We start from the raw sequence: 24,210 nt of genomic DNA, 5'->3' as shown, positions 1-24,210 counted from the left end.
AGAAGCGTTCAGTTCAGATGCTGCTTGACCCAGGTAGCAACACCGTCAAGGGCGGAACTAAGGGAAGGTCCATCCTCTCCACCGCCCTGAGCGAAATCCGAACGTCCCCCTCCCCTGCCATTGATTTGACTAGCAACATGCAAGAGTAGTTTCTCCGCCTTAACCTTACCCATTGCACTACCATTGACAGCAGCAACCAGAGCCACCTTGCCACCAATACACCCCGCAAGGATGATCACGGCATCACTCAGCTGCAATTTGAGTCTATCAAGCGCCTCACGCAGCGCTTTGGCATCCAAACCATCAAGTCGTGCAGCAACTACTTTTACATCGGCCACATCGACTGCTGTCCTAACTAGATCGGTCATAACACCAGAGATGAGCTTGCCTTTGAGCATCTCAAGTTCACGCTCCAATGTCTTCTGACGATACACTAGTTGGCCAATATTATTGACCACATCGTTCGCGTTACTACCGACAAGACCAGCCACTTCGTACAGACGATACTCCCCAGCTAAAACATGATTTAACGCAGTTTCACCAGTTACCGCCTCGATACGACGCACTCCAGAGGACACTCCACACTCGGAAACGATCTTAAACAAACCAATGTCGCCAGTACGATTGACATGCGTACCACCGCAGAGCTCGACCGAAATACCCATCATTACCACGCGTACACGTTCTCCATATTTCTCTCCAAATAGCGCCATAGCACCAGACTCGAGCGCAGCTTGCATGTCCATCTGCTCGATCATTACCAGATGGTTAGCACGCACTGCTTCGTTGACCATCTGTTCAATCCGTGCAATCTGTGCAGCCGCAATAGGTTCAAAATGCGAAAAGTCGAAGCGCAGGCGATCCGGCGCAACCAACGAACCTTTTTGCGCCACGTGGGTACCAAACAAGCTGCGCAACGCGCTGTGCAACAGGTGAGTCGCTGAGTGGTTAAGAGCAACCATTTTTCGGCTAGCAACATCAACACTGGCAGACAACACGTCGCCAACCTTCACTCCACCTTGCACGATACGGGCCACATGGCCGTGGAACTGGCCCATTAACTTTTGCGTATCAGTCACATCCAGACGGACACTGTCAGGTGCCATCAATATCCCAATATCACCCACTTGACCACCAGATTCAGCGTAAAAGGGGGTACGGTCAGTCAACACAATGACCTCATCACCCACCGAAGCCGAATCCGTCAATTGCCCACCAGACAGCAACGCAACGACTTTCAGTCCATCGGCCTGGAGCTGGTCATAGCCCAGAAACACGGTCGGTGACAACGTGGCCACCCGTTCAGCTGGCAATTGCACGCCACGCCCAAACTTACCTGCCGCACGCGCAGTCTCGCGTTGCTGCATCATGGCGGCCTCGAAACCAGCCATGTCCACACTCATACCATGTTCACGCGCGATATCAGCGGTCAGGTCGACAGGAAAACCATAGGTATCGTACAAACGAAATGCATCGCTGCCCGGGATTACGCCATTAACAACCTTAGCCGCCACCTCGTTGAAGATCTTCATACCAGCATCCAAGGTCTCGGCAAAACGTTCCTCCTCAACCAGCAGCGTATGCACCACGGATTCGGCCGCAGTCTGTAGCTTAGGATAAGCATCACCCATCACTTCAACCAAGGTAGGCACCATTTTGTTGAAGAACGATTGACGCACACCCAGCATCCAACCATGACGCAGCGCACGGCGGATGATCCGACGCAATACATAACCGCGACCTTCATTGGAGGGAAGGACACCATCGACGATCAAAAACGCACAAGCACGAATATGATCAGCAATCACGCGCAACGACTTGTTCTGTAAATCCACAACGGCAGTCAATTCGGCCGCCTTGAGGATCAGGGTCTGAAACAAATCAATCTCATAGTTGGTATGCACATGCTGCAAGATAGCCGCCAAACGCTCCAACCCCATACCGGTATCCACACATGGCGCCGGCAGAGGTACCAAAGTACCGTCGGACTGACGATCAAATTGCATGAACACCAAGTTCCATATCTCGATGAAGCGATCTCCATCCTCATCTAACGAACCCGGAGGACCACCCGGAATGTGATCACCATGGTCGTAGAAGATCTCTGTACATGGGCCACAAGGGCCGGTATCGGCCATTTGCCAGAAATTATCCGAGGCAAACGGTGCTCCCTTGTTATCGCCAATACGCACGATTCGATCTTCCTGCACACCCACCATGTCACGCCACAATAGGTAGGACTCATCGTCAGTGTGGTAAACCGTAACCAGTAGACGTTCAGCGGGTAGAGTCCAGACACGGGTCAGCAGCTCCCAGGCCCAAGCGATCGCTTCCTTCTTGAAGTAGTCACCAAACGACCAATTACCGAGCATCTCAAAGAAGGTGTGATGGCGTGCGGTGTAACCAACTGAATCTAGATCGTTGTGCTTGCCACCGGCACGTAAGCAACACTGCACATCAGCGACGCGGAGATCTTTACTCTTCTCTGCCCCCAGGAATATGCCCTTGAACTGGACCATACCGGAATTAGTGAACAGCAGCGTTGGATCGTTACCAGGCACCAACGGCGCGGAAGGTACGATCCGGTGACCTTTATCCTTGAAAAATTCGAGAAAATCGCTACGAATCTTGGAAGTGGTGAATTTGTTAGGTGTATTCATCTAAGAGTAACCGTAGGCGGGTAGCGCAAACGCGCCAATTTCATGGAGCGGGGGGATGGACGTAGATCAAGTTAAAGGTAACAGGCATTGGAGACTCAATCCTCAGCGTTATCACCAACAACACAGCGAATGGCCACAATGCGGAAACCACACCAGACCAACAAAATTACCAACCTTGCGCCGTTATAACGGATATGCAACCCCGTCATCATCGACACGGTGCACGATCAGATCCGTGATATTTTGCAACCAGTTTTCCGCAAACAACGCCATCCCAAGAACAAAGATATCAGCCTGCAATCCATGCCCTGCAGTTCGGCGCGGATATACAACAGTTGGTAGCTCACCGTGGCATTGATGCGCATCAACGATTCGGCGAATTGAAATGCCCTCCTACCAGCTTCCACGACCAAGCATGACCAGCATTTCATCCGTCACTTCAGGCTCGATATCACGCATTGGTCATTTTACGGACCAATGCCTTACGTGAATATTCACACTATGACAATCATTCCAATACCTGCCAGATTTGGGTTTTCTTCCTGGCACTGCGGCACTTGCAAGCACGGCACAACATGAATGTAGGAATCGTGCATCTCTCTACATCACCCAAATTCGTTTGTAACGCTTTCTGTACTCACATTGTGTATTTAAAGCAGCGCATCACCACGGGAAACAGCAACACTAATCCTGCTGTCATCCGCGATAATGAATTTCAACCTTCCAGCGCCTCTTCGTCACCTTCTTCTCGAGAAAGTTCAGCCGGCTGAAATTTCTCGCGCAGCTCAGCTTCAAGCTTGGCCGCAATCTGCGGATTTTCACGTAAATATCCGCGAGCATTATCTTTCCCTTGGCCAATACGCTCACCACCGTAGCTGTACCACGCGCCCGCTTTCTCTACCAGCTTGGCATCCACACCCATATCGATCAACTCCCCCTCACGACTAATGCCCTCACCATACAAAATCTCAGTGACGACTTGCTTGAAGGGAGGCGCCAATTTGTTCTTGACGACCTTGATTTTGGTTTGATTACCGATAATTTCGTCGCCCTTCTTGATCGCACCAATGCGGCGAATATCCAAGCGCACAGAAGCATAGAACTTCAGCGCATTACCACCCGTAGTGGTTTCAGGACTTTGACCCGGCATCATGACTCCAATCTTCATACGCAACTGGTTGATGAAAATCACCAGCGTATTGGAACGTTTAATATTGCCTGTCAATTTGCGCAGTGCCTGGCTCATCAAGCGAGCCTGAAGACCGGGCAACTGGTCTCCCATCTCGCCTTCAATCTCTGCCTTTGGCGTCAGTGCCGCAACGGAGTCGATGACCATGACATCGATCGAACCCGAGCGCACCAGCATGTCAGCAATTTCCAATGCCTGCTCACCAGTATCCGGCTGAGACAACAACAAATCATCAACATTCACACCTAACTTGGCCGCATAAATCGGGTCCAGTGCGTGCTCAGCATCAATGAAAGCCGCAGTCCCGCCCTTCTTCTGACACTGAGCGATAGCCTGCAAAGTCAATGTGGTCTTCCCTGAAGATTCTGGCCCATAGATTTCCACGACACGTCCCTTTGGCAGACCACCGATACCCAGGGCCAAATCCAACATGAGTGAACCCGTCGGGATTGCCTCTACGGCTTCGATCACCCGATCCCCCATACGCATCACAGATCCCTTGCCGAACTGTTTTTCAATCTGGCTTAAAGCGACAGAAAGGGCACGTTTCTTGTTCTCGTCCATCCAAATAGTCCTCGTCGTATTAATAGAAACATGATGTGGAAAGCTCACCAAGCGCACATCACATAGGCTGAAAAAATGGATGGCGTCATCAGTTTAAGTCGCCAAGGCAAGTCACGTACAACAGCATCGCCAGAGCGACAACGTCAGAAAAAGACAACGTGTAGATTGAGACAAATCTCATCACCGATTCGGACGCAGCAGGCCGCAATATAACCCCTCAATGGCAAAATCCTGATCCGGCATCACCTCGATCGGTGCAAAGTCGGGATTGCGTGGCAGCAAACGAATCCGGTCCTTACTGATCTTCAACAGTTTGACGGTGATCTCCTCATCAATGCGCGCCACCACAATTTGTCCGGAATGCGCATCCCGTGTGCGATGTACGCCGATCAAATCACCGTCGAAAATCCCTTCATCGCGCATCGAATCACCTTGAACCTTTAACAGATAATCCGGTGCCGGCGAGAAGAACACCCGATCCAGCAACACAACATCATGCTCACCAATGTCAGGACTGATCGGTTGACCAGCCGCAACGCGCCCAAGTACCGGCAACCGCAACACATCAGCGGTATCTGGCACCAACGCAGCGGCACGAACCTCAGTAAGATGCACCAGCCGGATTCCACGTGCCTGTCCAGGCACACGGCGGATAGCACCCGCCTGCTCCAACACCTCAAGATGGTGCTGAACAGCACGAATGCCTTTGAAGCCGAATGCACGAGCGATCTCAGCCTGCGACGGCGGCACGCCGTCAGCGTTGATATGGTCGGTAATCAATGCCAGGATCGCCTGCTGGATATCGGTCAAACGCATAATTAGTATTATTACTACTAATTAGGGGAGACACAAGCGACCTCTCTAGAATGCGCCACATTCAAGTGTATATAGCCAGATGGAGCACAGCGTTCAAGCACCCCACGCGGTGACGCTGACAATACACGAACACCCATCGATAACAACCCGCTGCCAGTGATGGAACCTCTCTGTTCATATGCCCCTTTAGACGTGACTGATGCGCCATCGCTCGACCAATGTGTGATTGGATTTCACAATCCAAAGATGTGGAAACTCACCCTGAACGTTCTGAACGTCTGGTTCCTGAATTCACCTGTCTCCTATCAAGCAGGACATCCAAACTAGAGAAAGTAAACCCATGACCATCACCAATATAGCCTCCATCCAATGGCTTTCAGGACTGCGCCACGGCCCTGGGTGTGCGGTGCATTGGCGATCTACTTAACTCTCTGTCACGAAGATCTACACCTCAAGAACATCAGCAACCACGGCACCACCCAGCCTACCTCAAGCGTGGATTGAACCGTATGCAGAAGCGCCACGATAATCTCCTTCTCCAGCGTCAGGAACGGGCAGCAATCCACTCTTTCATGAGCACTCCGCTTAAACATGCCAAGCACAGCCAGAATTTCAGTTCCTAGCACAGCCCTCCGCAGTGATCAAGACACCACTCGCATCAGGATCGACACGGCGCATCTACACGCATTCAATCATCAAGCAATGCAGCTAAGCTCCTCGAAAAGGAAGTCACAGATCAGTTGAGCACTTCTTATCATGAGTAAAGCTCCACTTTCTCGATAACCGTAATCAACTTTGCTCGATTGTCATGGCTAACCTCTCTAGGGAGACACACACATGCGGTCGATGCACGAGGCCGAGCTGTTCAACAATCGTAACAGCGACACGAAGGTTGCCGTGACGCAAAAACAAACCCCACAACACCTATCACCGTGCCGACAGCGCAGCCGCTTTACCAACATCACCTGTTTGAGCGGCGCTGATGATCGGTAGCGCCAACTCAAGCAACGTCCCGGTAATCGTGGAATATCAAACACAGTAGCCAACGTTGCAATCAGTCGCACACAATGTGTCCACTGGAACATTTGCGTGATATGCATCGGGAAATGCCGTCACACGCGTATAACGTAAGTTGCCATCGACACGCGAGGCAGTTCAATCGAAACGGCATTAAGCAAAGCAGCCATCGCATGATGCCGAGCATCTGTAAAAATGCTGTGCTTGGTCGTTGAGTGAGCGTACGCCACCAGAGGTACGGACAACGCACGCCTCGTGTCCTCAAACACCGATACAGGTCATCTGGGGTCAACGCTTGATACGACACCAACAGCCCACCCTCAGCAAGATCGGCGCGTTGAGCGTCCTCGACAAGCACAATAACGCTTGATGCGTAGCGCCTAATCCCGATCAGCACCGGCACCACAGCAGCGTGTTTGAGGACAAGACGCACATGCCTGCATCGCGGACCAGGAATATGCAGGAGATCAGTCGAACTCAGCGCCGTGATCGACACTAAGCCTCGTTACCAACCTCACTAAGGCATTCTCATCGATACAACGTGCGTCGAATGGAATCAGCAGAAAGACGCTGCAACCAGAGAACATAGGTAAAAATCGCCGCCACAAGATCGATTCATAAACATATAGCGATGCTTGAAACCCATGATGGAGAACGTCGGCAACATGAGCCAAGAAAACCGTTGTCGCGTCGACGCTAAGCGCCGCAGGGGTCACATGGACCACAAACGGTCACCCGTCCCCAATACCCAAACACCTTTCTGGACGAACCACTGACCACGGTGCCTATATGGCAATAAACGTATTCGACTGGTCCCTTGATTCAGTCGCTCACGTGTGAACATCACCGGGCACAAGTACTGAACCCATCCGTGATGACTGCTCACAGCCCGGCAGCTAGATGCCGAATCACGTCAGCGGCTGAACCATCCATGGCCTGACGGTATCCGGTTCCAGCCCACAAATGCACCACATCCGTATCTCCGGCACTCGCCGCGGCCTGTCGTAGCGGGCGGGTCAGGTGATGAATCACGGGATAACCCAATGGAGCCGAACTATGATGGCGATTGATGAAACCATTCCGCAGCGCTCGGGCCGGACGACCCGTAAATGCATGAGTGATGGTTGTTTCCGTATACGCCGGACTCGCCAAGGCGTCCTTGTAAACCTGGGTCGCTCCTGACTCTTTGGTACGCAGCAGCAGCGTGCCAATCGCAACCGCCACAGCGCCGGCTTGCAACAGCGCGCGGACCGCCGTGGGACCATCCACGCCACCCGTGGCAATCACCGGCAATGTGCTCACAGCACGCACATGATGTACCAAGCTGACAGTCTTCAATGGGGTGAATGGACGCGCAGGATCATAGGTCGCGCTGTGCCCTCCAGCATCGGGCCCCTGCACGACCAAGCCATCAACGCCCGCTTCCATCGCCACCTGCGCCTCCTCAGGTAGCGTGACGCTCGCCAACACCCGGCTTCCAGCACGCTGGAGCGCGGCAATATCTCGCAGAGCAGGCAATCCAAACGTGAACGAAACAACCGGCACCGGATCGTTCAACAACAACGCCAGCTTATCCGACCAGCCATCGTCGTCATCAACCACGGGCACCGGATCGAGGCGAAGCCCATACGGCGCTGCCTCAGACTGTAGTTCGGCGGCGTAGACGCTGAATGCCACCACATCCACCATACACGGCGAGGGGACGAACAGATTGACCCCAAAATCACCACCACTTGCTCGTAACGCACCGATCTCGGCCCCAAGCGCCGCGGCGGATTTGTACCCACCGGCAAGAAATGAGAAGCCCCCTGCATCACGCACAGCCTCCGCTAGAGCGACCGTGGTTGGCCCACCTGCCATCGGTGCAGCAACAATCGGCAACACACTGTCAAACAGGTTTGAATTGATCATCACGGCCCCGTTTCAATCTATTAACAAGATCCCTCGATACCCGAAGACTTCTCTACGTATAGAAAATGCATGAAGCAACCCGCTCAACTTATCCGTCCCCCTCCAAATCATTGGTCGGTTGGTGTTGATGGCTTCTGCGGATCAATAAAGTAGTTCAGCGCATCAACGCACAGCATTGCAAGCATCGGTTTCGTGGCGAGTGCCCGGTTCATGTTCACCGTATTTTCTCGCAGGTCATCGTCTGGAAACGAATGGCACATACGTCTTGCACGCTCTTTACAACAACCTCACGTTAGACATTGGTGCACTCAGCACCGCAGGCATCAGACCACGTTTACATGTTCACGTATGGTCCAAACACACCGGAACTTGAGGCAAAGACCAGACCGCTACTGGCAAGCATATTTTCACGTGTAGAGAGGCGACACACATGCTTGATACGGTCGCACCAGCAGTGACGTGCTGTACACCTCACGACTGTCTCAGCGTTTCGACTTGCAATGCGAACACGGTGTGATGGCACCCTTGGCAGAGGTGGATCGAACCATCTGTAGGCAAGCATCAACATCCCACGCGCCATCCTGGCAATGAGCGTTTTCTGTACCAAATTGGATGCACTGCAACTTACCTTTTCCAGCCATAAAGGCTTTGACAGGCCAATGGTCGACGATCTTTTTTTACACACCAAAGTACAGTGTGCTCACACTGCGGTAACGATCCACCACACCGGTTTGTTCGAAGCATCCACCACTAGAGACAACCTGGTCATCAAGCCACATTGAAAAGGCTCGGGTGCTTACGGTCGCCTGTTTTTAATGCTCCAACTGCATGCTACTGCCATCCACAAGCGTCGAATCAATCAGGATGTGCCAAATTCACATCTGACATGTCCTCCTAGTGCGAGGGGCTCCTAAACATCATTTCGCCACCATCGAGAAACGCGGATGTCGCCCAATTCCCTCAGCAAACGGGACCACGAAGAGTCTGTAACGAACGGTTTGGAGGAAGACAGCCACTGGACTCGGGCCGCTCGCCTTGCCTGTCAATATCCATTGGCGCTGCGTCCATACATCACTGCATCACTCAACAGCGTAACAACTATCCTGACGTATTCGCGCAACAAGCCAGATGTCAATAAAACCTAGCCATTTTTTGAAATCAAAAATAATCAACAGGATGTCCAAGAGGCTTGATACGGCTATTCATTCCCAGTGGTCAGCCTTTATAGAGATGGTATTCACAGTAAATCACCTGGAAGGTGTTGTAATGTTGGACTATCAGTGTCTGCGATTTGCATCTTAGTCCAGCGGGTGCTCATGACCTTTAGCTATGAGACAACTTCACAGCGATCTTATATCTAATGAATCTCAGTCAACCTGTCTCTCTCATGGTGGGGTTTATCGTTTGATTGCTGAGCGACACTTAAGGTTTCTAAAGCCAGCTGCACTTGTGCGCGCCGTTTCTCAACTTAATTTCCTTAGGAATCCGCATGCCCCAGCGCATCCTTGCTACTTCCGTTCTCGCACTGCTGCTAGTACTCACTGTCACTCATGTCAAAGCAAACATGCAGTCGCCCTGCAGTGCATGGGTTTCACCTGGCCAAGATCTACAGCATGCCATTGATACGTTACCTAGCGATGCGCATCCCGCGGTACTGTGCCTGAATAAGGGCGAGTACCAAGTGGACAAGCTGCTGCATATTGACCGCGACAGCGTGTATATCCGTGGTAGCGGTACAAATACGGTGATTCGTCTCAAGAAAGATGTGCAACAGCCATTGATCGTCATTGGTGACTATCAGAATCAACAACCCGCGAAACAGATTCACGACGTGGTGATCGAACGCCTGCAACTCATCGGCACGACTGATGTCGAGCACGAATTCATGCCAGAGCGGCCATATTTGAGTAACAGCGTGGTCGTGCTACGCGCCGCGCACAACGTAAGCCTGTTAGATCTCAAGGTCAGCCAGTGTCGCAGTGCCTGCCTGCTCAGTGAGTACGACAGCCGCACCATTAACATCGAGCGTAACGACGTCTCCGGTGCAACCTGGGATGGAGTGTCATTCAATCGCAGTTCTCATGTACGCCTGATCGACAACGTGATCCACGACAACGTTGCCGCCGGCATCACCACGGAACATCTGGAAGACAGTGAGATCCGCGGCAATCGATTGGAACGCAACGGCAGTCAGGGGTTATATCTCGCTGACGCATACGGCAATGTATTCACACGCAACCAGTTCATCAAGAACAAATTGGCGGGTGTGTTTTTCACCTGCTCAATCCGCCAGCGTATCCCAGAAGTGCGGTGCTGGGATAACAGCATGAGCCAGGGGAACATGTTCGAGCACAACATATTTGAGAAGAGTCCGTATATCTATACGATTGGCGCCGACCACGCCGCTAACTGCAAAGCATCGGACTTCAAGCCAAACGTGTGGCGCAATAACAAGGCCGATGCATCGAGCTCCAACCCACCCTCCGATGTTTACGGCACCTGCGTACAGACTTAGTAGAAGCAGTGTCACCCCAAGCCTGCATGACGCCGCATGTGGTGAGGCGTCAAGTTCACTAGGACAGCGCCTGTTTATGAACTCCACTAACTGCGCGGCCGGATGGGTCGGCCATTCTGGCAAAGCTGGCATCCCAAGCAAGCGCCGCTGGTGAGGAACAGGCGATCGATTTGCCGCCCGGTACCGTCTCAGCAGCTGCTAGGCTTGGGAAGAAGCATTCGAAGATGTTGCGGTAGTAGTAGGCTTCTTTGGTCTGCGGCGGGTTCACCCGGAAACGGGTATCGGCACTCGCAAACTCGCTATCGGAAACCTGTCCTTCAGCATGTGCTTTCAGCCCGTCGATCCAGCCATAGCCAACACCATCACTGAACTGCTCCTTCTGCCGCCACAGGATCGACGGAGGTAAAGCGCCGTCGAACGCTGCACGTAGGATGCCTTTCTCCATCCGCTGTGGGCCGTTGCTGGTCTTATCAACCATCTTGTCCTGCGCATCCATCCGCATCGCCACATCAAGGAATTCACGATCCAAGAACGGCACGCGCGGCTCCACGCCCCAAGCCATCATCGCCTTGTTCGCGCGCAAGCAGTCGTAGTAATAAAGCGCGTCGAGCTTGCGGACTAGTTCTTCATGAAACTCGTGTGCGTTCGGCGCTTTGTGGAAATATAGATAACCGCCAAAGATTTCGTCGCTGCCTTCACCTGACAGCACCATCTTCACTCCCATGGCCTTGATGCGACGTGCCAACAGGAACATCGGCGTGGATGCGCGAATCGTAGTGACGTCGTAAGTTTCGATATGGCGAATCACCTCGGGTAGAGCATCCAGGCCCTCCTCAAAGGTGTATTCGAAACTGTGGTGGACGGTATTCAACGCTTCGGCAGCGACTTTGGCCGCACTCAAGTCAGGTGAGTCTTTCAGACCGATCGCGAATGAGTGCAGACGTGGCCACCATGCTTCGCTCTGATCATTGGTTTCGATGCGATGGCGCGCGTAGCGCGCAGCCACAGCAGCCACCAGAGAAGAATCCAGCCCACCAGACAGAAGCACCCCGTATGGCACATCCGTCATGAGTTGACGATGGACTGCCCGCTCGAAGGCTTCACGCAGCTCCTGTAGCGACACGTGCACACCTGCCACTGCGGAATAGTGTTTCCAGGGGCGTTCGTAGTACTTCACCAGCGTACCCGTTGCGGTGTCGTACCAGTGGCCGGGTGGGAACTGCGCAACGTCGAGGCAGCTATCGACCAATGCTTTCATCTCTGACGCTACACGTAACCGGCCTTCCTTATCGTGACCCCAGTACAGTGGAACCACACCCATTGGATCGCGTGCGATGAGGCCGCGTCCGACCATCTTGTCCCATAATGCGAAAGCAAAAATCCCATTAAGGCGATTTAGAAATGAGATTGGCATATCTTCGCGGTAAAGCGCGTTGATCACTTCGCAGTCAGAATTGGTTTGGAAGGCGTAGGTCTGCTGCAGTTCTCCTTTGAGTACGGCATGGTTATAGATTTCGCCGTTGACCGCTAACGCCAGCTTGCCATCCTCGGAGAGGAGTGGTTGGGCACCGCCGCTCGGATCGACGATCGCTAGACGTTCGTGCACCAGAATCACGCCCGCATCAACGTAAACGCCGCTCCAATCGGGTCCGCGATGCCGTTGCCGTTGCGAGCACTCCAATGCCTGATGGCGCAGTGTCTGCAGGTTGTCACCAGGTTGCAGGTTGAAGATGCCGAAAATGGAACACATCGAAAACACTCCTGAGCATGGATTTGTTTGGTGATCTCCGGTGATGGATCGCCAAATGTGCTGTGGTGGAACTGAGCAACCCTGAATAACAAAAACCACATCAGGCGATGCGGATGTGTTGATCAATGCGCGTTAATCGGTTGCTTCGACTAGCCGCAGCGCCACATTGAACACGCATGATGATTGGTGTACGGAAAATCACAATAAAGCATATTGCTCACGATGTTGACACAGTGGCAATGCACGGTGCGACGTTCATCTGACAACAGGTGGCTTGCAATCGTTTCGACGCAATGAACACGATATAACATCTGTGAAGACACTCTGCTTCAGTATCTTTTGCTTGGGCACACCTTCTTTCTGCAAGAACACTGGCCAATGGAATACATGAAAAATCCGTCTCAATGATCAGTCAGCAACCGCTCGATCAACGCCTGGTATAGGTCTGGCAGCATCTCCAGGTCGGCGAGGCGCACGTGCTCATCAATCTGGTGAATGCTGGCGTTAACCGGTCCGATCTCAATACATTGTGCACCCAGTGGTGCAATAAAACGCGCATCAGAAGTGCCGCCACCCGTGCTTTCTTCCGGGGGCGCGCCGGAAAAGCGCTCTAATATTTCACGCGCGATGTGACGTAACGTCCCTTCCGGGGTATAGAACGGTTCACCGCTGCGATGCCAACGCAACGTATAGTTCAGTCCGTGTCGATCGAGTAATGCGGTGATCTCATTCTCCAACCGCGGGGCATCCCAATGCGGGTTGTAACGCAGGTTGAAGGCAACCTCCAGTTCGCCAGGAATAACGTTGTTGACACCGGTACCAGCATGGATATTGCTCATCTGCAAGCTGGTGGGTGGGAAGGATGCATAACCATCATCCCAGTGCCGCGCCGTCAGTTCGGCCAGCGCCGGTACGGCGATGTGAATAGGGTTGCATGCTTTATCGGGATAGGCCACGTGGCCCTGTATCCCCTTGACTTTAAGGATTGCCGATAGACTGCCACGGCGCCCGACCCGCAGCAGGTCACCCAGGCGCACATTCGAAGACGGCTCGCCGGTCAGGCACCAGTCGATACGCTGGCCACGCTGGCGTAACGTCTCAGCCACCTTACGGACGCCATCCAGCGCAGCGCCTTCCTCATCAGAGGTCAGTAATATCGCCAACGTACCTGGATGCTCGGGATGCGCGGCTAAGAAACGCTCGGCGGCAATCACGAATGCAGCCACACTTCCTTTCATGTCAGCCGCACCGCGCCCGTATAGGATGCCGTCGCGCACCTGTGGCATGAACGGGTCCGAGGTCCATGCTTCCATTGCGCCGGAAGGGACCACATCCGTGTGACCAAGCAACACAAGTACCGGTGTGTCCTGTCCATGCGTGGCCCACAGGTTGTCGACCACACCGTAGCGCAGGTGTTGACAGGTGAAGCCTGCGCACTCCAGACGCTTTGCAAGCATTGCTTGGCAGCCAGCATCCTCTGGTGTCACTGAAGGTCTGGAGATCAGATCACAGGCAAGATCAAGAACATCGCTCATGAGAATGAGAAGTTGGGGCGGGAACAGATGGTTTAGGTTTGAACTTAGCGTTTCGGTTTGGGCATTAGCCGAGCTTCACTGCATTCAAAAAGGATTCTTCCATAGTATTTACAAGAAAAAACAACACACCGCATCAGATGGAGACATGCTTCAATCTATCCCGAAGCGCTTCTTGAATCCGTTGTCGCTAAACCCTTGACTGAAAGTACCGTCGCTGGTGAGAACCACAGGCCGCCGGATCAATTGTGGATATTCGCGCAGCAGTAGCTTCCATTCTGCTGCGCTGCCGGGCGTTTTGCGATTGTTCGGTAACTGACGCCACGTGGTTGAAGATTTGTTAATCAGTGTTTCAAAGCTGCCCGCCTCTTTTGCCCATGCGACCAGCGTCTCCGGTGCCGGTATATTTTCACGGTAATCAACAAAAACGTAAGCGATGCCAAAGCGATCCAACCATTGATTCGCCTTCTTGCAGGTATCGCAGTTTTTCAATCCATACAGTGTGGTCATACGTACTGTTCCGTTCAATCCGTTAAGCCGCGCAGCAGCTCGTTGATACTTGTCTTAGCGCGTGTTTTTTCGTCAACTTGCTTGACAATCACCGCACAGTACAGGGAGTGCGTCCCATCCTTGGCTGGGAGCTGGCCAGACACCACAACGCTATACGGCGGCACGTAACCGTAGCTAATTTCCCCGGTGGCACGGTTGTAGATGCGGGTACTTTGGCTAATAAACACACCCATGCCGATGACGCTGTGATGGCCCACCACCACACCCTCCACCACTTCCGAACGGGCACCGATGAAGCAATGGTCTTCAATGATGGCAGGGCTGGCCTGCAATGGTTCGAGCACGCCACCGATCCCCGCACCGCCAGAGAGATGGCAGTGCGCACCGACCTGTGCACACGAACCCACTGTTGCCCAGGTATCCACCATCGTGCCTTCACCAACATAGGCACCGATGTTGGTGAAGCTTGGCATCAACACGACATCTTTGCCGAAGTAGGCGCCACGTCGTGCAATCACGCCTGGGACGACGCGCACACCAGCAGCCCGGAACTTCGCTGCGTCATAGCCAGAGAAGCGCGCCTCAACTTTGTCCCAAAAGGGAGCGGGTTGGGCGTCGACCATCACCGTGTCATTCACCCGAAAGTAAAGCAACACGGCTTTCTTCAACCATTCATTGATCTTCCAGCCACCGTGGTGATCCGGCTCAGCAACACGAAACGCGCCACTCTCCAGGCCATCAATCACCCTGTTGACGGTTGGGCGAATCGAATCTTCGATCTCCTCCGAAGTCAGCGTAGCGTGGCGCGCAAATGCATTCTCGATAGCGCACACCAGTGCCGCATCGACATGAGAGTATGTCTTCTTGTCCACCTGTTGCGCTGCGGTTTCCTTGAAGTGGGGCTGGGTTGTCATAGAGGCTCCTTACTTAAACATGTGGGATCGAGGCAGCCCAGCAGTGCATCATGCAGGTTCTGCAGGGCAGCTTCGAACAATGGACGGTCGTGTTCGTCGGTCATCAAGAACTGATCTTCGGCACGTGCACCGGATATGACGCTGTGTGCATCATGCACGCGTCACCGATATTCATGCAGGACGGATGCAATGTCGGCAAGCGCACGCCGGGACGCTCTGAAATGGTCAGATTCAGGCAAGTACGGGAAACGTCGGCACTGTTGCTAAAAAATATCTGCGGGGCAAAGCGAAAATGGCGCCGTTGGTAAGACATCACGCGACGGGAAGGGCGTCGTTGGGTCAGGTTGCCAGCCAGCACTTCATGCCGGGCCAGAACAAGGCATTCGAGATCACGTTCAGCACAACTGTCAACCGGTAGCACCTCAAAGGTGTCAAAAATCGCTTGACATGGGGCGTCGCGCGCACGTGCGCGGTAGATTCCATCCTCTTGACGATCCAGAGTAGTGACGCTAGCGGGGAATAGTCCATCGCGGTCCGATGAGTAGACGAAAACCTCTCGTGCTGCGTTGTTCGTCAAGGCACGGCTGGCCTTGACGAGGACTTGGCCAATCGTGGCTTCAATCAGCGCGGCTAGATGCCAGGTCAATGGCTCAGGTCGGAAGCCTAGGAAGCACTCCTGCGGTATATGGACGAAAGGATGGTCGATCGTGGCGGCGTCGTAGCCTTGGACATGGATTAACTCACGGCTTGCTGCGCGTACTTCGTGCAAACGCTCGTTCTGCGACGGCTGATGTTGCAGGCCCTCGCGCAGCATGCGTTGCGTGGCAAAGTAAAGGTCGGCCAACCATCGGTCCTTCCAGGGGTTCCACACGTTAGGGCTGGTGCCAGCGCTGTCGGCACAGTTCAGCAGGTATAGATCATCCAGACGCTCGCGTATGGCTACCTGCATGGCAAAACGGTCAAGCACCTCTGGATCAGAGATGTCTTGTTTCTGTGCAGTGATCGACATGCATAGGTGTTGCTCGACCAGCCAGGCAACCAGATTGGTATCGTTTTCGTTAAGCAGATGTGCCGTGCAGAACACACATGCGTCGATGGCGCCTCGTTTGGAATGCTTGCCGCCGCGTCCTTTGGCAATGTCATAAAACAGGCCGACCAGCAGTAGCAACTTTAGTTTGCAGCACCGTGGCCAGGGTTCGGGTGCGATCGAAAAACGTTCCTTGCTGCATCCTTCGGCAAATAGGGCGATGTTTTTCAGCGCCATCAAAGTGTGTTGGTGCACGGTATCGACGTGGAATAGGTCAAACTGCATGCGTCCTAACACCTGCACGAATGCGGGCATCCACTGCCCCAAGATACCAAGCGCAGCCATGTGGTTGCGTGTCTCTACCGCGTGTGGGCTGCATAGCAGCGCGATGCAACGTTTGCGGGCAATCGCGGAGGCTTGCTCATAAGATGGCAGTGCCCATAACACTTCTGCCAGTGCGCGTGCGCTCCGTGAGTGCAGGCCACACACGTCACGACGTGTCACCCAGCAGGCAAACAGAACAAACACTTCAAGTATGTCTGCGTGCAGCCAGCCAGTAGCATCGACGGCAAGGTCGCTGTGATGCCGTGAGAAGCTGTCACCTAGCGACTGAGGTAATGTTTCCTCGTTGTAATGCTCCCCGAAGCGTCGCAACAACCGATCACTGATCCGGCGTATCGTCGATGCACTGCAATAGCAACGCTGGGTCATCTTTGCCACGCTCAGGCATTCCGTGGCATCGGTAAAGTGAAGACGCTGCGCCAATGCCTTCTGATACTCGAAACGCAGTCGTTCTTCTGTATGGTTGGCAACCAGATGTAAGCCATAACACAGCCGCGCTAACTCACGTCTCTGACGGCATAGTGTGGTGGCCTTATCCCGGCTTAGATGGCCCAAGTCAACCAGTGCATCCAAGTTGTACACACCAAACGGGCGTAGTGCCATCCACATCTAGAGTTTGCAGGTCGCGGAGACCACCGGAACCCTCTTTGATATCCGGTTCGAAATTGTCCGCGATATGACCAAAACGCTGGTGCCTTCACTGGAGCTCATCGTACTTGGCTTGGGAAAAATCATGTGCCGGCCATATCCCTGCAGATGCGATGGCCATCGCGAACACACCACGTGTTGCTGGTTTGGCGACCAGTGGGCGCGCTTCCATCAGTGCGTTCAACACCGTCTGGTTTTGTGCCTGGCTGGCACACTGTGCCAGCGAGCGCACTGCATGGCTGAGTGCAAAGCCACTGTCCCACAGCAACGCCAACAGACGCACCAGGGCTTGCGCGTGAGTGTGTTGGTCTTCAACCTCACCGAGTACCAGCAGATCAATGTCTGAGCGCGGCAACAACTTGCCACGGCCATATCCACCCATCGCGTACAGCGACAGGTCAGTGCTGTCTGATACGCAGCAGCAGCAAGCTCTTTGGATCAACGGGTCCATGCAACGCACACGCCGTGCTAGTAGATGGTCGATGCTGTCACCCTCGTCGAAACGGCACAATAACTGCACATCGATCCAACTCGACGCGCGCCAGGTTGGCGTCACCCGATGCCCTAGAGGTGGGCACGTGGGACGGCAGGAAGTTCACGTGCGGCAGATGTCGTGAGGTGATAGGGTCAACACATCCACGCCGTCTTCAGTGACCGCAATCATATGTTCCCACTGCGCTGACAGCTTGCGGTCCTTGGTGACCACGGTCCAACCATCGGGTAATACCTTGTGGTGGCGGGTTCCTTCATTAATCATCGGTTCGATCGTGAAGGTCATCCCTGATTCCAGGATCAGGCCCTCGCCCGGGCGGCCATAATGCAGCACCTGTGGCTCGTCGTGGTAGACCTTGCCGATACCGTGACCACAGTATTCGCGTACTACGCTAAAGCGCTCGCTTTCGGCATAGGTTTGAATTGCGTAACCAATGTCGCCAAGCGTGGCGCCAGGTTTGACGGCACGGATACCACGCCACATTGCCTCGTATGTGGTTTCTACGAGCCGACGTGCCATCACCGATGGCGTACCGACGTAATACATGCGACTAGTATCGCCATGCCAACCGTCCTTGATCACAGTGACGTCGATATTGATGATGTCGCCATCTTTCAGGACCTTGGCATCGCTTGGAATGCCATGGCAAATGACGTTATTGACCGAAGTGCATACCGTCTTAGGAAAGCCGCGATAGCCGACGTTGGCCGGAATAGCACCCTGCACAGTAACGATATAGTCGTGGCAGATGCGATCCAGTTCTGCGGTGGTCACACCTGGCCTCACATATGGAGCGACCACATCAAGCACCGTAGCAGCCAAATGGCCGGCGATGCGCATCTGTTCAATCTCTTCTTTGGTTTTCAGGTTGACAGCCATGACGCGATTATCGTCGATCCTAAATCTAAAGGTTCTCTCTAGCTTATTTCGTTACAACGATTGGATGCTCTCCAAACAATCAGGATGCAAGCACCATCCAGCTCGACGCAGTCAATTCCTTTATCTTGGACATCTATCATTGAATGACCACAACAGACATCGCATCATAGAACGGCGCTGGCGCTGTAAGGCAATGCGATTGCAATCGATATGGAAACTGGCCATACCTGGAGCCGCAACACCCATGCACTGTTGCCCAATGAGGTGACAGCATTTTCAATGCGAAGGAAACACCCTATCTTCATACAATGCTTGCTGCGGGTGGGTGGCCGCAGTTCAAGTGTCACTTGATAAATGATGGGGGACCACAGCTCATCCGAATCGAGGGGAATCGGCGTTCGCCGAAGCGAGACTGGCTAAGATATCGAACTCTGGACAAACCAATATTCTCTCCAGCGACAATCTCGTAAGGACATCACTCTAAATCGCTTAATGAACAATTTCCGCAGAAGAAACGGCTGCAGGTTATGCAAACAAAGGGACCTGCACTTCCGTCTCCCCAGTGGGGGTTACTCGGCTTTGACAGTTGTCGTTTGGCGGGCCAACTTCGCCTGTGCGGTAGCGGCTAAATCTTCCTTGATGCGGGCAGCCTTGCCTTCCAAACCACGCAAGTAGTACAGCTTAGCAGCGCGCACTTTACCGTGACGCTTGATTTCTATCGATTCGATGATTGGGCTATGGGTCTGGAACACACGCTCGACACCACAACCATGCGCGATCTTACGTACCGTAAAAGAGGAGTTGAGGCCTGCGTTCTTGATAGCAATGACCACGCCTTCGTAGGCTTGCAGACGCTCTCTATTGCCTTCTTTGACCTTGACGTTGACAACGACAGTATCGCCTTGGCTGAACCGCGGCCATTGGCGGGTGATCTGGGCAGACTCGAATTCTGCAACAATGGACTTATTCAGTTTGCTCATGGATGCACAGAGATACGTTTATTAAGTGTACGTGTCATTACGTACGACGGGTTCGGGTGTGGGTTGATGCAACCACCGGGTTGTACTGCACGATTACATCAACTCGCATATCGCCAATGAAAACCGGTGATCTGCGTAAAGGAGCCGGATCCTAGCATACTCGCCAGGTTCCACACTAGGAGACCGGTCGTTTGCCATCCGTATCCACATCATGCGCGCACTTAACCTCATCAAGCAGTAAGCGATCGGCTTCCGACAGTCTCGTTTCATCCATCAGGTCTGGTCGCCTCAGCCAAGTGCGCAGCAGCGACTGCTGGCGACGCCAACGCGCGATCGCAGCATGGTTGCCTGAACGTAGCACGTCCGGCACATTCCCCCAGGCGTGATTGGATGGCTGAGTGTAGTGCGGGTAATCAAGCAGACTGTCGGCTTCTGCAAAGCTGTCCTGCTGCGCTGATGCGGTGTCGTTCAATGCCCCCTCCTGTAACCGGGTGACTGCGTCGACGACCACTGCCGCTCCCAATTCACCACCAGACAACACATAGTCACCAATTGACAGCTCCATGTTCACTTCGTAAGCGACAAAGCGCTCGTCAATGCCTTCGTATCGCCCGCATAGCAGTACCATCCGTGGCAGCATGGCCAGCTTCCTCACACGGGACTGGTTTAAAAGAACCCCTTGCGGGCTGAGATAAATCAACGGTGCTGGTTGAGGATCCGCTGCACGCACCGCTTCAAGGCAGGCGCGTAGTGGCTCGATCAGCATCACCATACCTGGACCACCACCAAATGGGCGGTCGTCGACACGGCGGTAATTCCCTTGGGCGTAGTCGCGTGGATTCCAGTTGTGTAGATCGAGTAAACCACGTTCCTGAGCTCTGCCGATCACACCGAAGCCAACGCACTGCGCAATGAATTCGGGGAACAAGCTAATAACGTCGATACGCATGCGAGCAGGATTTCTGAGGCCAGATTGGATGAAGGCTGCTGTGCGGTGGAGCCGTATGGGGCAAGACTGGAAGGAGTTGGCCTGATCGCAGACGCCATCAGGTATCCTCGATCAGAATGCAGGATCCCAATCGACAACGATACGCTCAGCCCCGAAATCGACCGACTTCACGTAATCCGGCTGAATAAACGGAACCAAGTGCTCGCGCTCGCCGTGTACGACCAGCACATCATTGGTACAGGTGGAAAACAGATGTGAAACGCTACCAAGGGCTACCCCCTCAATGGTTTGCACTTGCAGCCCTTCCAGGTCGACCCAGTAATATTCGTCGGGCTGCGGGGGGGGCAAGGCGCTGCGTGGCACATAGATTTCGGTACCGCGGATGGCTGCGACTGCATCGCAATCATTGATGCCGGGAAAGGTTGCAATCAAACGCTTGCCAGTCTCGTACCCATGCACACCGCTCAACATAGATTCGGTACCTGTAGGAGAGCGTAGTAACCACGGCTGGTAACGGAAGATTGCATTTCGTGGTTCAGTCCAGGACTCCAGTTTGATTTCGCCACGCAAGCCGAAACTGCCTACGATCCTTCCGAGCAAGATAAGGCGGTTGTTATCTTTCATCGATTTGGTATCCGGGTTGGATCACGGGACCCAATCCCAGCTCATTAGGCCGTAGTGGCCTGAGCTTTGATAACTTCCTTCAACAGGTTACGGACCTTATCCGTCAGTTGAGCGCCGTTTTTGACCCAATGTTCGACGCGAGCCGTATTCAATACCACGCGCGATTCTGCACCTTGTGCCACTGGATTGTAGTGGCCGAGACGCTCGATGTTACGACCGTCGCGCTTGTTACGCGAATCGGTAACGATGATCTGGTAGAAAGGGCGCTTATTAGCACCGCCGCGAGTCAGACGAATCTTGACCATAGTATTAGTTTCCTATTCTTGCCCAGTCGCCAGGATGGCGAGGTAAGATTGGAATTGTAACGGCCTCTCCTCTCCAGATTCCACCTACTTTTCCACAGCGTATGACATCGCTGCAATCCGTTTGGGTGCATTGGAGCACCCTGTTATCTCACTGATGCCGAAGCATAGCGAACGACGTGGACCTTGGCGAAGTCACGTGGAACGCGCCATTGCCCTCATGAGTAAAGTGTATTGGGATGGCCTGGATCGGCAAGGATGTGTTAACCACAGCAGGGCAGCGAGGAATATGGTCTGCATTCTCTGCGCCAGTAGTGCGCTAAAGACTTTTCAATAGCCGCTGCACATCAATCGCTGCCCGGATAACGTAGACACTCTCTATATAACCAAATAACCAACACGATATGACCCAGGGGACCATTCAAGGTCTGGTAAACGTGCTTGATGAGTCCCTTATCTTTCAGGAGCAGTGATGAGCCAAACGATGTTTGGCAGCAGATCCCGCTTGCGGTAACAAGCCAGCAGGAAGTCGAACACATCACTCATCAGCCCAACAGCCAGGACTTCAAACAACGGATCGGACGCTCCCTGGCCTGAGTTGAGTCCTAGGTGACGTCTGACTCTGGACGCTTTGGGCACGCTGGTACGGTTACAGGAGCAGCCTGGAACATCTGCTATGTGTAGGCACACTTGATTGGTGCTTGTTCAACCGTGTCAAGCATTTTCCTAGGGATCCACGTTTAACGACAAAAATACCAGCAACGATCTCGTGTTCGCCTCGCTGGTCTGTACGTTTGGACCATTGCTGGAAACACTTGCAAGATAACGCTCCAGATCAAGGAGTGATCGAAATCATGACCAAAATGATCATATGAATACTGTTTGCTTCCCACCCATCGCAGCTGAAGCAGCGCACACAGCGTGTGCAGTCGTATTGTGTACTTCACCACAAACCAGTCATACGCCTTAGACGTGTCTGAATGGACACTTCAGCTCCCAAAACTAAAGACTGCACCTTAGCCAGTGATCCGAGCCTAATGCGCTCAAAGTAACGCAGCAGGTCATCGAGTCGCTGGACTTTGGCGGAATGAGCCAGTGTCTGTCCGACTGGATCGCAACGCCCTAATATCGAATCGCTTGGTGGACCTGTGGCGTCAGGCATCGATCTAGGCTTGAGTTTCCTTCATGCCCAACGGCGGTGTGTTGGCTTTAAGCACGTCGTTCATGTTGCTGCTGGTGCCATGTACTGCATGGAATCACCCGAAGTCGCTGTTTAAGCCGACATGCACTTGCATACCTAAGCTGCATTGCTGACTTTGCTGGATCGGGGGGCGATGTCCGGAGCGTATTGGCTACTGGCTTCCCTGATCTGACGAGATGCACTGATCAACCGTCGGCACCCACTGCCGTACCACTCTTGAGTGGCCACGCCCTGCTCGGCAGGAATACATTCACGGTTTCCAGAAGGTGCCGAGCCTGCCTGTCGCGCGCCAGCATGTGATACAGCAATATGCTGCGTCTTTAAAGCACGCATGCCCACCTCCCAGAACATCGTCATGGGGAAATAGCCCCACAATGTTATGTACTACTTTTAATCCTGACCCGGTGGTTGACCACTGTTGCATGAAATGGATAAGCAGCATCGCCTAAAGGATAACCTCAAGGAAACTTGGCCCCGGATAAAACCGGCGATAGCAATGCTGTCAGATCTGATCGCGGCAGCATGCTTACCATCCCATTCCACTAGCGAGTATGTGCTAGTGCGTCACTGTCTTGAGGCTCAAGCTGGATTGCTTCATGGCGTTGGTCGTCTATGCACTGCAGCATTTATGTGGACACATCCCAGCAGAATAGACCCTAGTCATCCCCTGGTGAGCAGATCAATACACGGTGGTTACAGCACCACGATGACGACATAGGCACACAAGACAGCATCACTCCACACAATGATCCTCAGACCCAATGCCTCTGGGCAATGTTGTGTACACACTGTCTGCATTTCAACCTAGTGCAACATACGGTCATGGTTAGTCTGTACTTGGTCACGTTGGATTGAAGGAATGACGATCCTGCCTGCCTTATCCTGTCGCAGTGATTTGACCATTTATTTGTCCATCTCGTCGGTGTGCTCATCACTCTTTTTGTTACCAATTTGAGTAGTCAACCCGACTTTCGAGCTCGGCATTTTCCGCGTTATGAGCCAGACTCAACTGCTTGTAATCATTTTGATCGCTTAAATTCCACTGTTTTAACGCAACGGTGTATTAGAGTGTTTGCGTGATGATCGAATGAATGACTTGTAATACACACTAATTCAATCCTGACCCATGGATTAGCTTAAAAGGTGTAGCGAGTGCACATGGATGATTCAATCATGCACTCGTTGAGTAATACACACTGTTGTTTCACAAAGTAAATAAGCAAAGCTGATAAGCATGATCTAGAACGTCACAATATGACCTTAGGCATCCCGATGGTCCATACATGGCGGAGCAGTGAACATCACGTCACGCTTATCGAAGCAACCAAAGAACCGAAAAATGCTTTTTGATGGTGTAACAGGTTCTATACCTCACTAACGGCCGATG

The 24,210-nt window shown here is 53.2% G+C and carries 16 protein-coding genes and 1 pseudogene; 2 read left to right on the top strand and 15 right to left on the bottom strand.

The window, feature by feature from the left end; translation table 11 throughout:
* Window positions 1–8 precede the first annotated feature (8 nt).
* The 3 genes from alaS to lexA all read right to left on the bottom strand — a co-directional run bounded on the left by alaS (window position 9) and on the right by lexA (window position 5,229).
* Window positions 9–2,660, bottom strand: a complete 2,652-nt coding sequence (gene alaS, locus PLS229_RS00530) for an alanine--tRNA ligase (protein WP_038271800.1) — start codon at window positions 2,658–2,660, stop codon at window positions 9–11.
* A gap of 715 nt (window positions 2,661–3,375) precedes the next feature.
* Entirely contained in the window at window positions 3,376–4,413 is a 1,038-nt protein-coding gene (gene recA / locus PLS229_RS00525) for a recombinase RecA (protein ID WP_038271801.1), read from the bottom strand.
* A gap of 180 nt (window positions 4,414–4,593) precedes the next feature.
* Entirely contained in the window at window positions 4,594–5,229 is a 636-nt protein-coding gene (gene lexA / locus PLS229_RS00520; RefSeq protein WP_038271803.1) for a transcriptional repressor LexA, read from the bottom strand.
* Between the two features lie 837 nt (window positions 5,230–6,066).
* On the opposite strand from lexA, the gene PLS229_RS00515 reads away from it, so the two are divergent.
* Entirely contained in the window at window positions 6,067–6,222 is a 156-nt protein-coding gene (locus PLS229_RS00515; protein WP_160165196.1) for a hypothetical protein, read from the top strand.
* A 906-nt stretch (window positions 6,223–7,128) separates the two neighbouring features.
* On the opposite strand, the gene PLS229_RS00510 is transcribed toward PLS229_RS00515, so the two are convergent.
* On the bottom strand, window positions 7,129–8,157 hold the full coding sequence (locus tag PLS229_RS00510) for a nitronate monooxygenase (RefSeq protein ID WP_201745795.1): 1,029 nt from the start codon (window positions 8,155–8,157) through the stop codon (window positions 7,129–7,131).
* A 1,489-nt stretch (window positions 8,158–9,646) separates the two neighbouring features.
* On the opposite strand from PLS229_RS00510, the gene PLS229_RS00505 reads away from it, so the two are divergent.
* A complete protein-coding gene (locus PLS229_RS00505) occupies window positions 9,647–10,672 on the top strand; it encodes a right-handed parallel beta-helix repeat-containing protein (RefSeq protein ID WP_038271810.1) in 1,026 nt (341 codons plus the stop codon).
* Window positions 10,673–10,730: 58 nt separating this feature from the next.
* On the opposite strand, the gene asnB is transcribed toward PLS229_RS00505, so the two are convergent.
* The 11 genes and pseudogenes from asnB to PLS229_RS00450 all read right to left on the bottom strand — a co-directional run bounded on the left by asnB (window position 10,731) and on the right by PLS229_RS00450 (window position 23,180).
* Complete coding sequence (gene asnB, locus PLS229_RS00500; protein WP_038271812.1) at window positions 10,731–12,422, bottom strand: asparagine synthase B; 1,692 nt, start codon at window positions 12,420–12,422, stop codon at window positions 10,731–10,733.
* Between the two features lie 401 nt (window positions 12,423–12,823).
* On the bottom strand, window positions 12,824–13,957 hold the full coding sequence (dapE, locus tag PLS229_RS00495; protein WP_038271813.1) for a succinyl-diaminopimelate desuccinylase: 1,134 nt from the start codon (window positions 13,955–13,957) through the stop codon (window positions 12,824–12,826).
* A gap of 150 nt (window positions 13,958–14,107) precedes the next feature.
* Entirely contained in the window at window positions 14,108–14,464 is a 357-nt protein-coding gene (locus tag PLS229_RS00490; RefSeq protein WP_038271816.1) for a Spx/MgsR family RNA polymerase-binding regulatory protein, read from the bottom strand.
* 14 nt (window positions 14,465–14,478) lie between these two features.
* On the bottom strand, window positions 14,479–15,378 hold the full coding sequence (dapD, locus tag PLS229_RS00485) for a 2,3,4,5-tetrahydropyridine-2,6-dicarboxylate N-succinyltransferase (protein WP_038271818.1): 900 nt from the start codon (window positions 15,376–15,378) through the stop codon (window positions 14,479–14,481).
* Window positions 15,375–17,994 (bottom strand): annotated as a pseudogene (gene glnD / locus PLS229_RS00480) ([protein-PII] uridylyltransferase). Before glnD ends, dapD begins: the two are co-directional and overlap by 4 nt.
* Complete coding sequence (gene map / locus PLS229_RS00475; protein ID WP_038271820.1) at window positions 17,991–18,767, bottom strand: type I methionyl aminopeptidase; 777 nt, start codon at window positions 18,765–18,767, stop codon at window positions 17,991–17,993. Before map ends, glnD begins: the two are co-directional and overlap by 4 nt.
* A gap of 569 nt (window positions 18,768–19,336) precedes the next feature.
* A complete protein-coding gene (gene rplS, locus PLS229_RS00470) occupies window positions 19,337–19,747 on the bottom strand; it encodes a 50S ribosomal protein L19 (protein ID WP_038271821.1) in 411 nt (136 codons plus the stop codon).
* Between the two features lie 175 nt (window positions 19,748–19,922).
* Window positions 19,923–20,696, bottom strand: coding sequence for a tRNA (guanosine(37)-N1)-methyltransferase TrmD (trmD, locus tag PLS229_RS00465; protein WP_038271822.1), 774 nt, complete (start codon window positions 20,694–20,696; stop codon window positions 19,923–19,925).
* Between the two features lie 111 nt (window positions 20,697–20,807).
* Window positions 20,808–21,320, bottom strand: a complete 513-nt coding sequence (gene rimM / locus PLS229_RS00460; RefSeq protein ID WP_038271823.1) for a ribosome maturation factor RimM — start codon at window positions 21,318–21,320, stop codon at window positions 20,808–20,810.
* A 44-nt stretch (window positions 21,321–21,364) separates the two neighbouring features.
* Window positions 21,365–21,625, bottom strand: coding sequence for a 30S ribosomal protein S16 (rpsP, locus tag PLS229_RS00455; protein ID WP_038271824.1), 261 nt, complete (start codon window positions 21,623–21,625; stop codon window positions 21,365–21,367).
* Between the two features lie 1,294 nt (window positions 21,626–22,919).
* Window positions 22,920–23,180, bottom strand: coding sequence for a hypothetical protein (locus PLS229_RS00450; RefSeq protein ID WP_152536642.1), 261 nt, complete (start codon window positions 23,178–23,180; stop codon window positions 22,920–22,922).
* Window positions 23,181–24,210: the final 1,030 nt, after the last annotated feature.

It is taken from the genome of Xylella taiwanensis (assembly GCF_013177435.1).
Lineage (GTDB): Bacteria > Pseudomonadota > Gammaproteobacteria > Xanthomonadales > Xanthomonadaceae > Xylella > Xylella taiwanensis.
This window is presented reverse-complemented; position numbering and strand designations above follow the sequence as displayed.

Excerpts from the sequence above, each read along its gene's own strand:
- recA (WP_038271801.1), bottom strand. The coding sequence starts at position 4,413 with ATGGACGAGAACAAGAAACGTGCCCTTTCTGTCGCTTTAAGCCAGATT.
- map (WP_038271820.1), bottom strand. The coding sequence starts at position 18,767 with ATGGCTGTCAACCTGAAAACCAAAGAAGAGATTGAACAGATGCGCATC.
- PLS229_RS00515 (WP_160165196.1), top strand. The coding sequence starts at position 6,067 with ATGCGGTCGATGCACGAGGCCGAGCTGTTCAACAATCGTAACAGCGAC.
- dapD (WP_038271818.1), bottom strand. The coding sequence starts at position 15,378 with ATGACAACCCAGCCCCACTTCAAGGAAACCGCAGCGCAACAGGTGGAC.
- dapE (WP_038271813.1), bottom strand. The coding sequence starts at position 13,957 with ATGAGCGATGTTCTTGATCTTGCCTGTGATCTGATCTCCAGACCTTCA.
- rpsP (WP_038271824.1), bottom strand. The coding sequence starts at position 21,625 with ATGGTCAAGATTCGTCTGACTCGCGGCGGTGCTAATAAGCGCCCTTTC.
- lexA (WP_038271803.1), bottom strand. The coding sequence starts at position 5,229 with ATGCGTTTGACCGATATCCAGCAGGCGATCCTGGCATTGATTACCGAC.
- rplS (WP_038271821.1), bottom strand. The coding sequence starts at position 19,747 with ATGAGCAAACTGAATAAGTCCATTGTTGCAGAATTCGAGTCTGCCCAG.
- PLS229_RS00510 (WP_201745795.1), bottom strand. The coding sequence starts at position 8,157 with ATGATCAATTCAAACCTGTTTGACAGTGTGTTGCCGATTGTTGCTGCA.
- PLS229_RS00490 (WP_038271816.1), bottom strand. The coding sequence starts at position 14,464 with ATGACCACACTGTATGGATTGAAAAACTGCGATACCTGCAAGAAGGCG.
- PLS229_RS00450 (WP_152536642.1), bottom strand. The coding sequence starts at position 23,180 with ATGACGATGTTCTGGGAGGTGGGCATGCGTGCTTTAAAGACGCAGCAT.
- PLS229_RS00505 (WP_038271810.1), top strand. The coding sequence starts at position 9,647 with ATGCCCCAGCGCATCCTTGCTACTTCCGTTCTCGCACTGCTGCTAGTA.
- trmD (WP_038271822.1), bottom strand. The coding sequence starts at position 20,696 with ATGCGTATCGACGTTATTAGCTTGTTCCCCGAATTCATTGCGCAGTGC.
- alaS (WP_038271800.1), bottom strand. The coding sequence starts at position 2,660 with ATGAATACACCTAACAAATTCACCACTTCCAAGATTCGTAGCGATTTT.
- rimM (WP_038271823.1), bottom strand. The coding sequence starts at position 21,320 with ATGAAAGATAACAACCGCCTTATCTTGCTCGGAAGGATCGTAGGCAGT.
- asnB (WP_038271812.1), bottom strand. The coding sequence starts at position 12,422 with ATGTGTTCCATTTTCGGCATCTTCAACCTGCAACCTGGTGACAACCTG.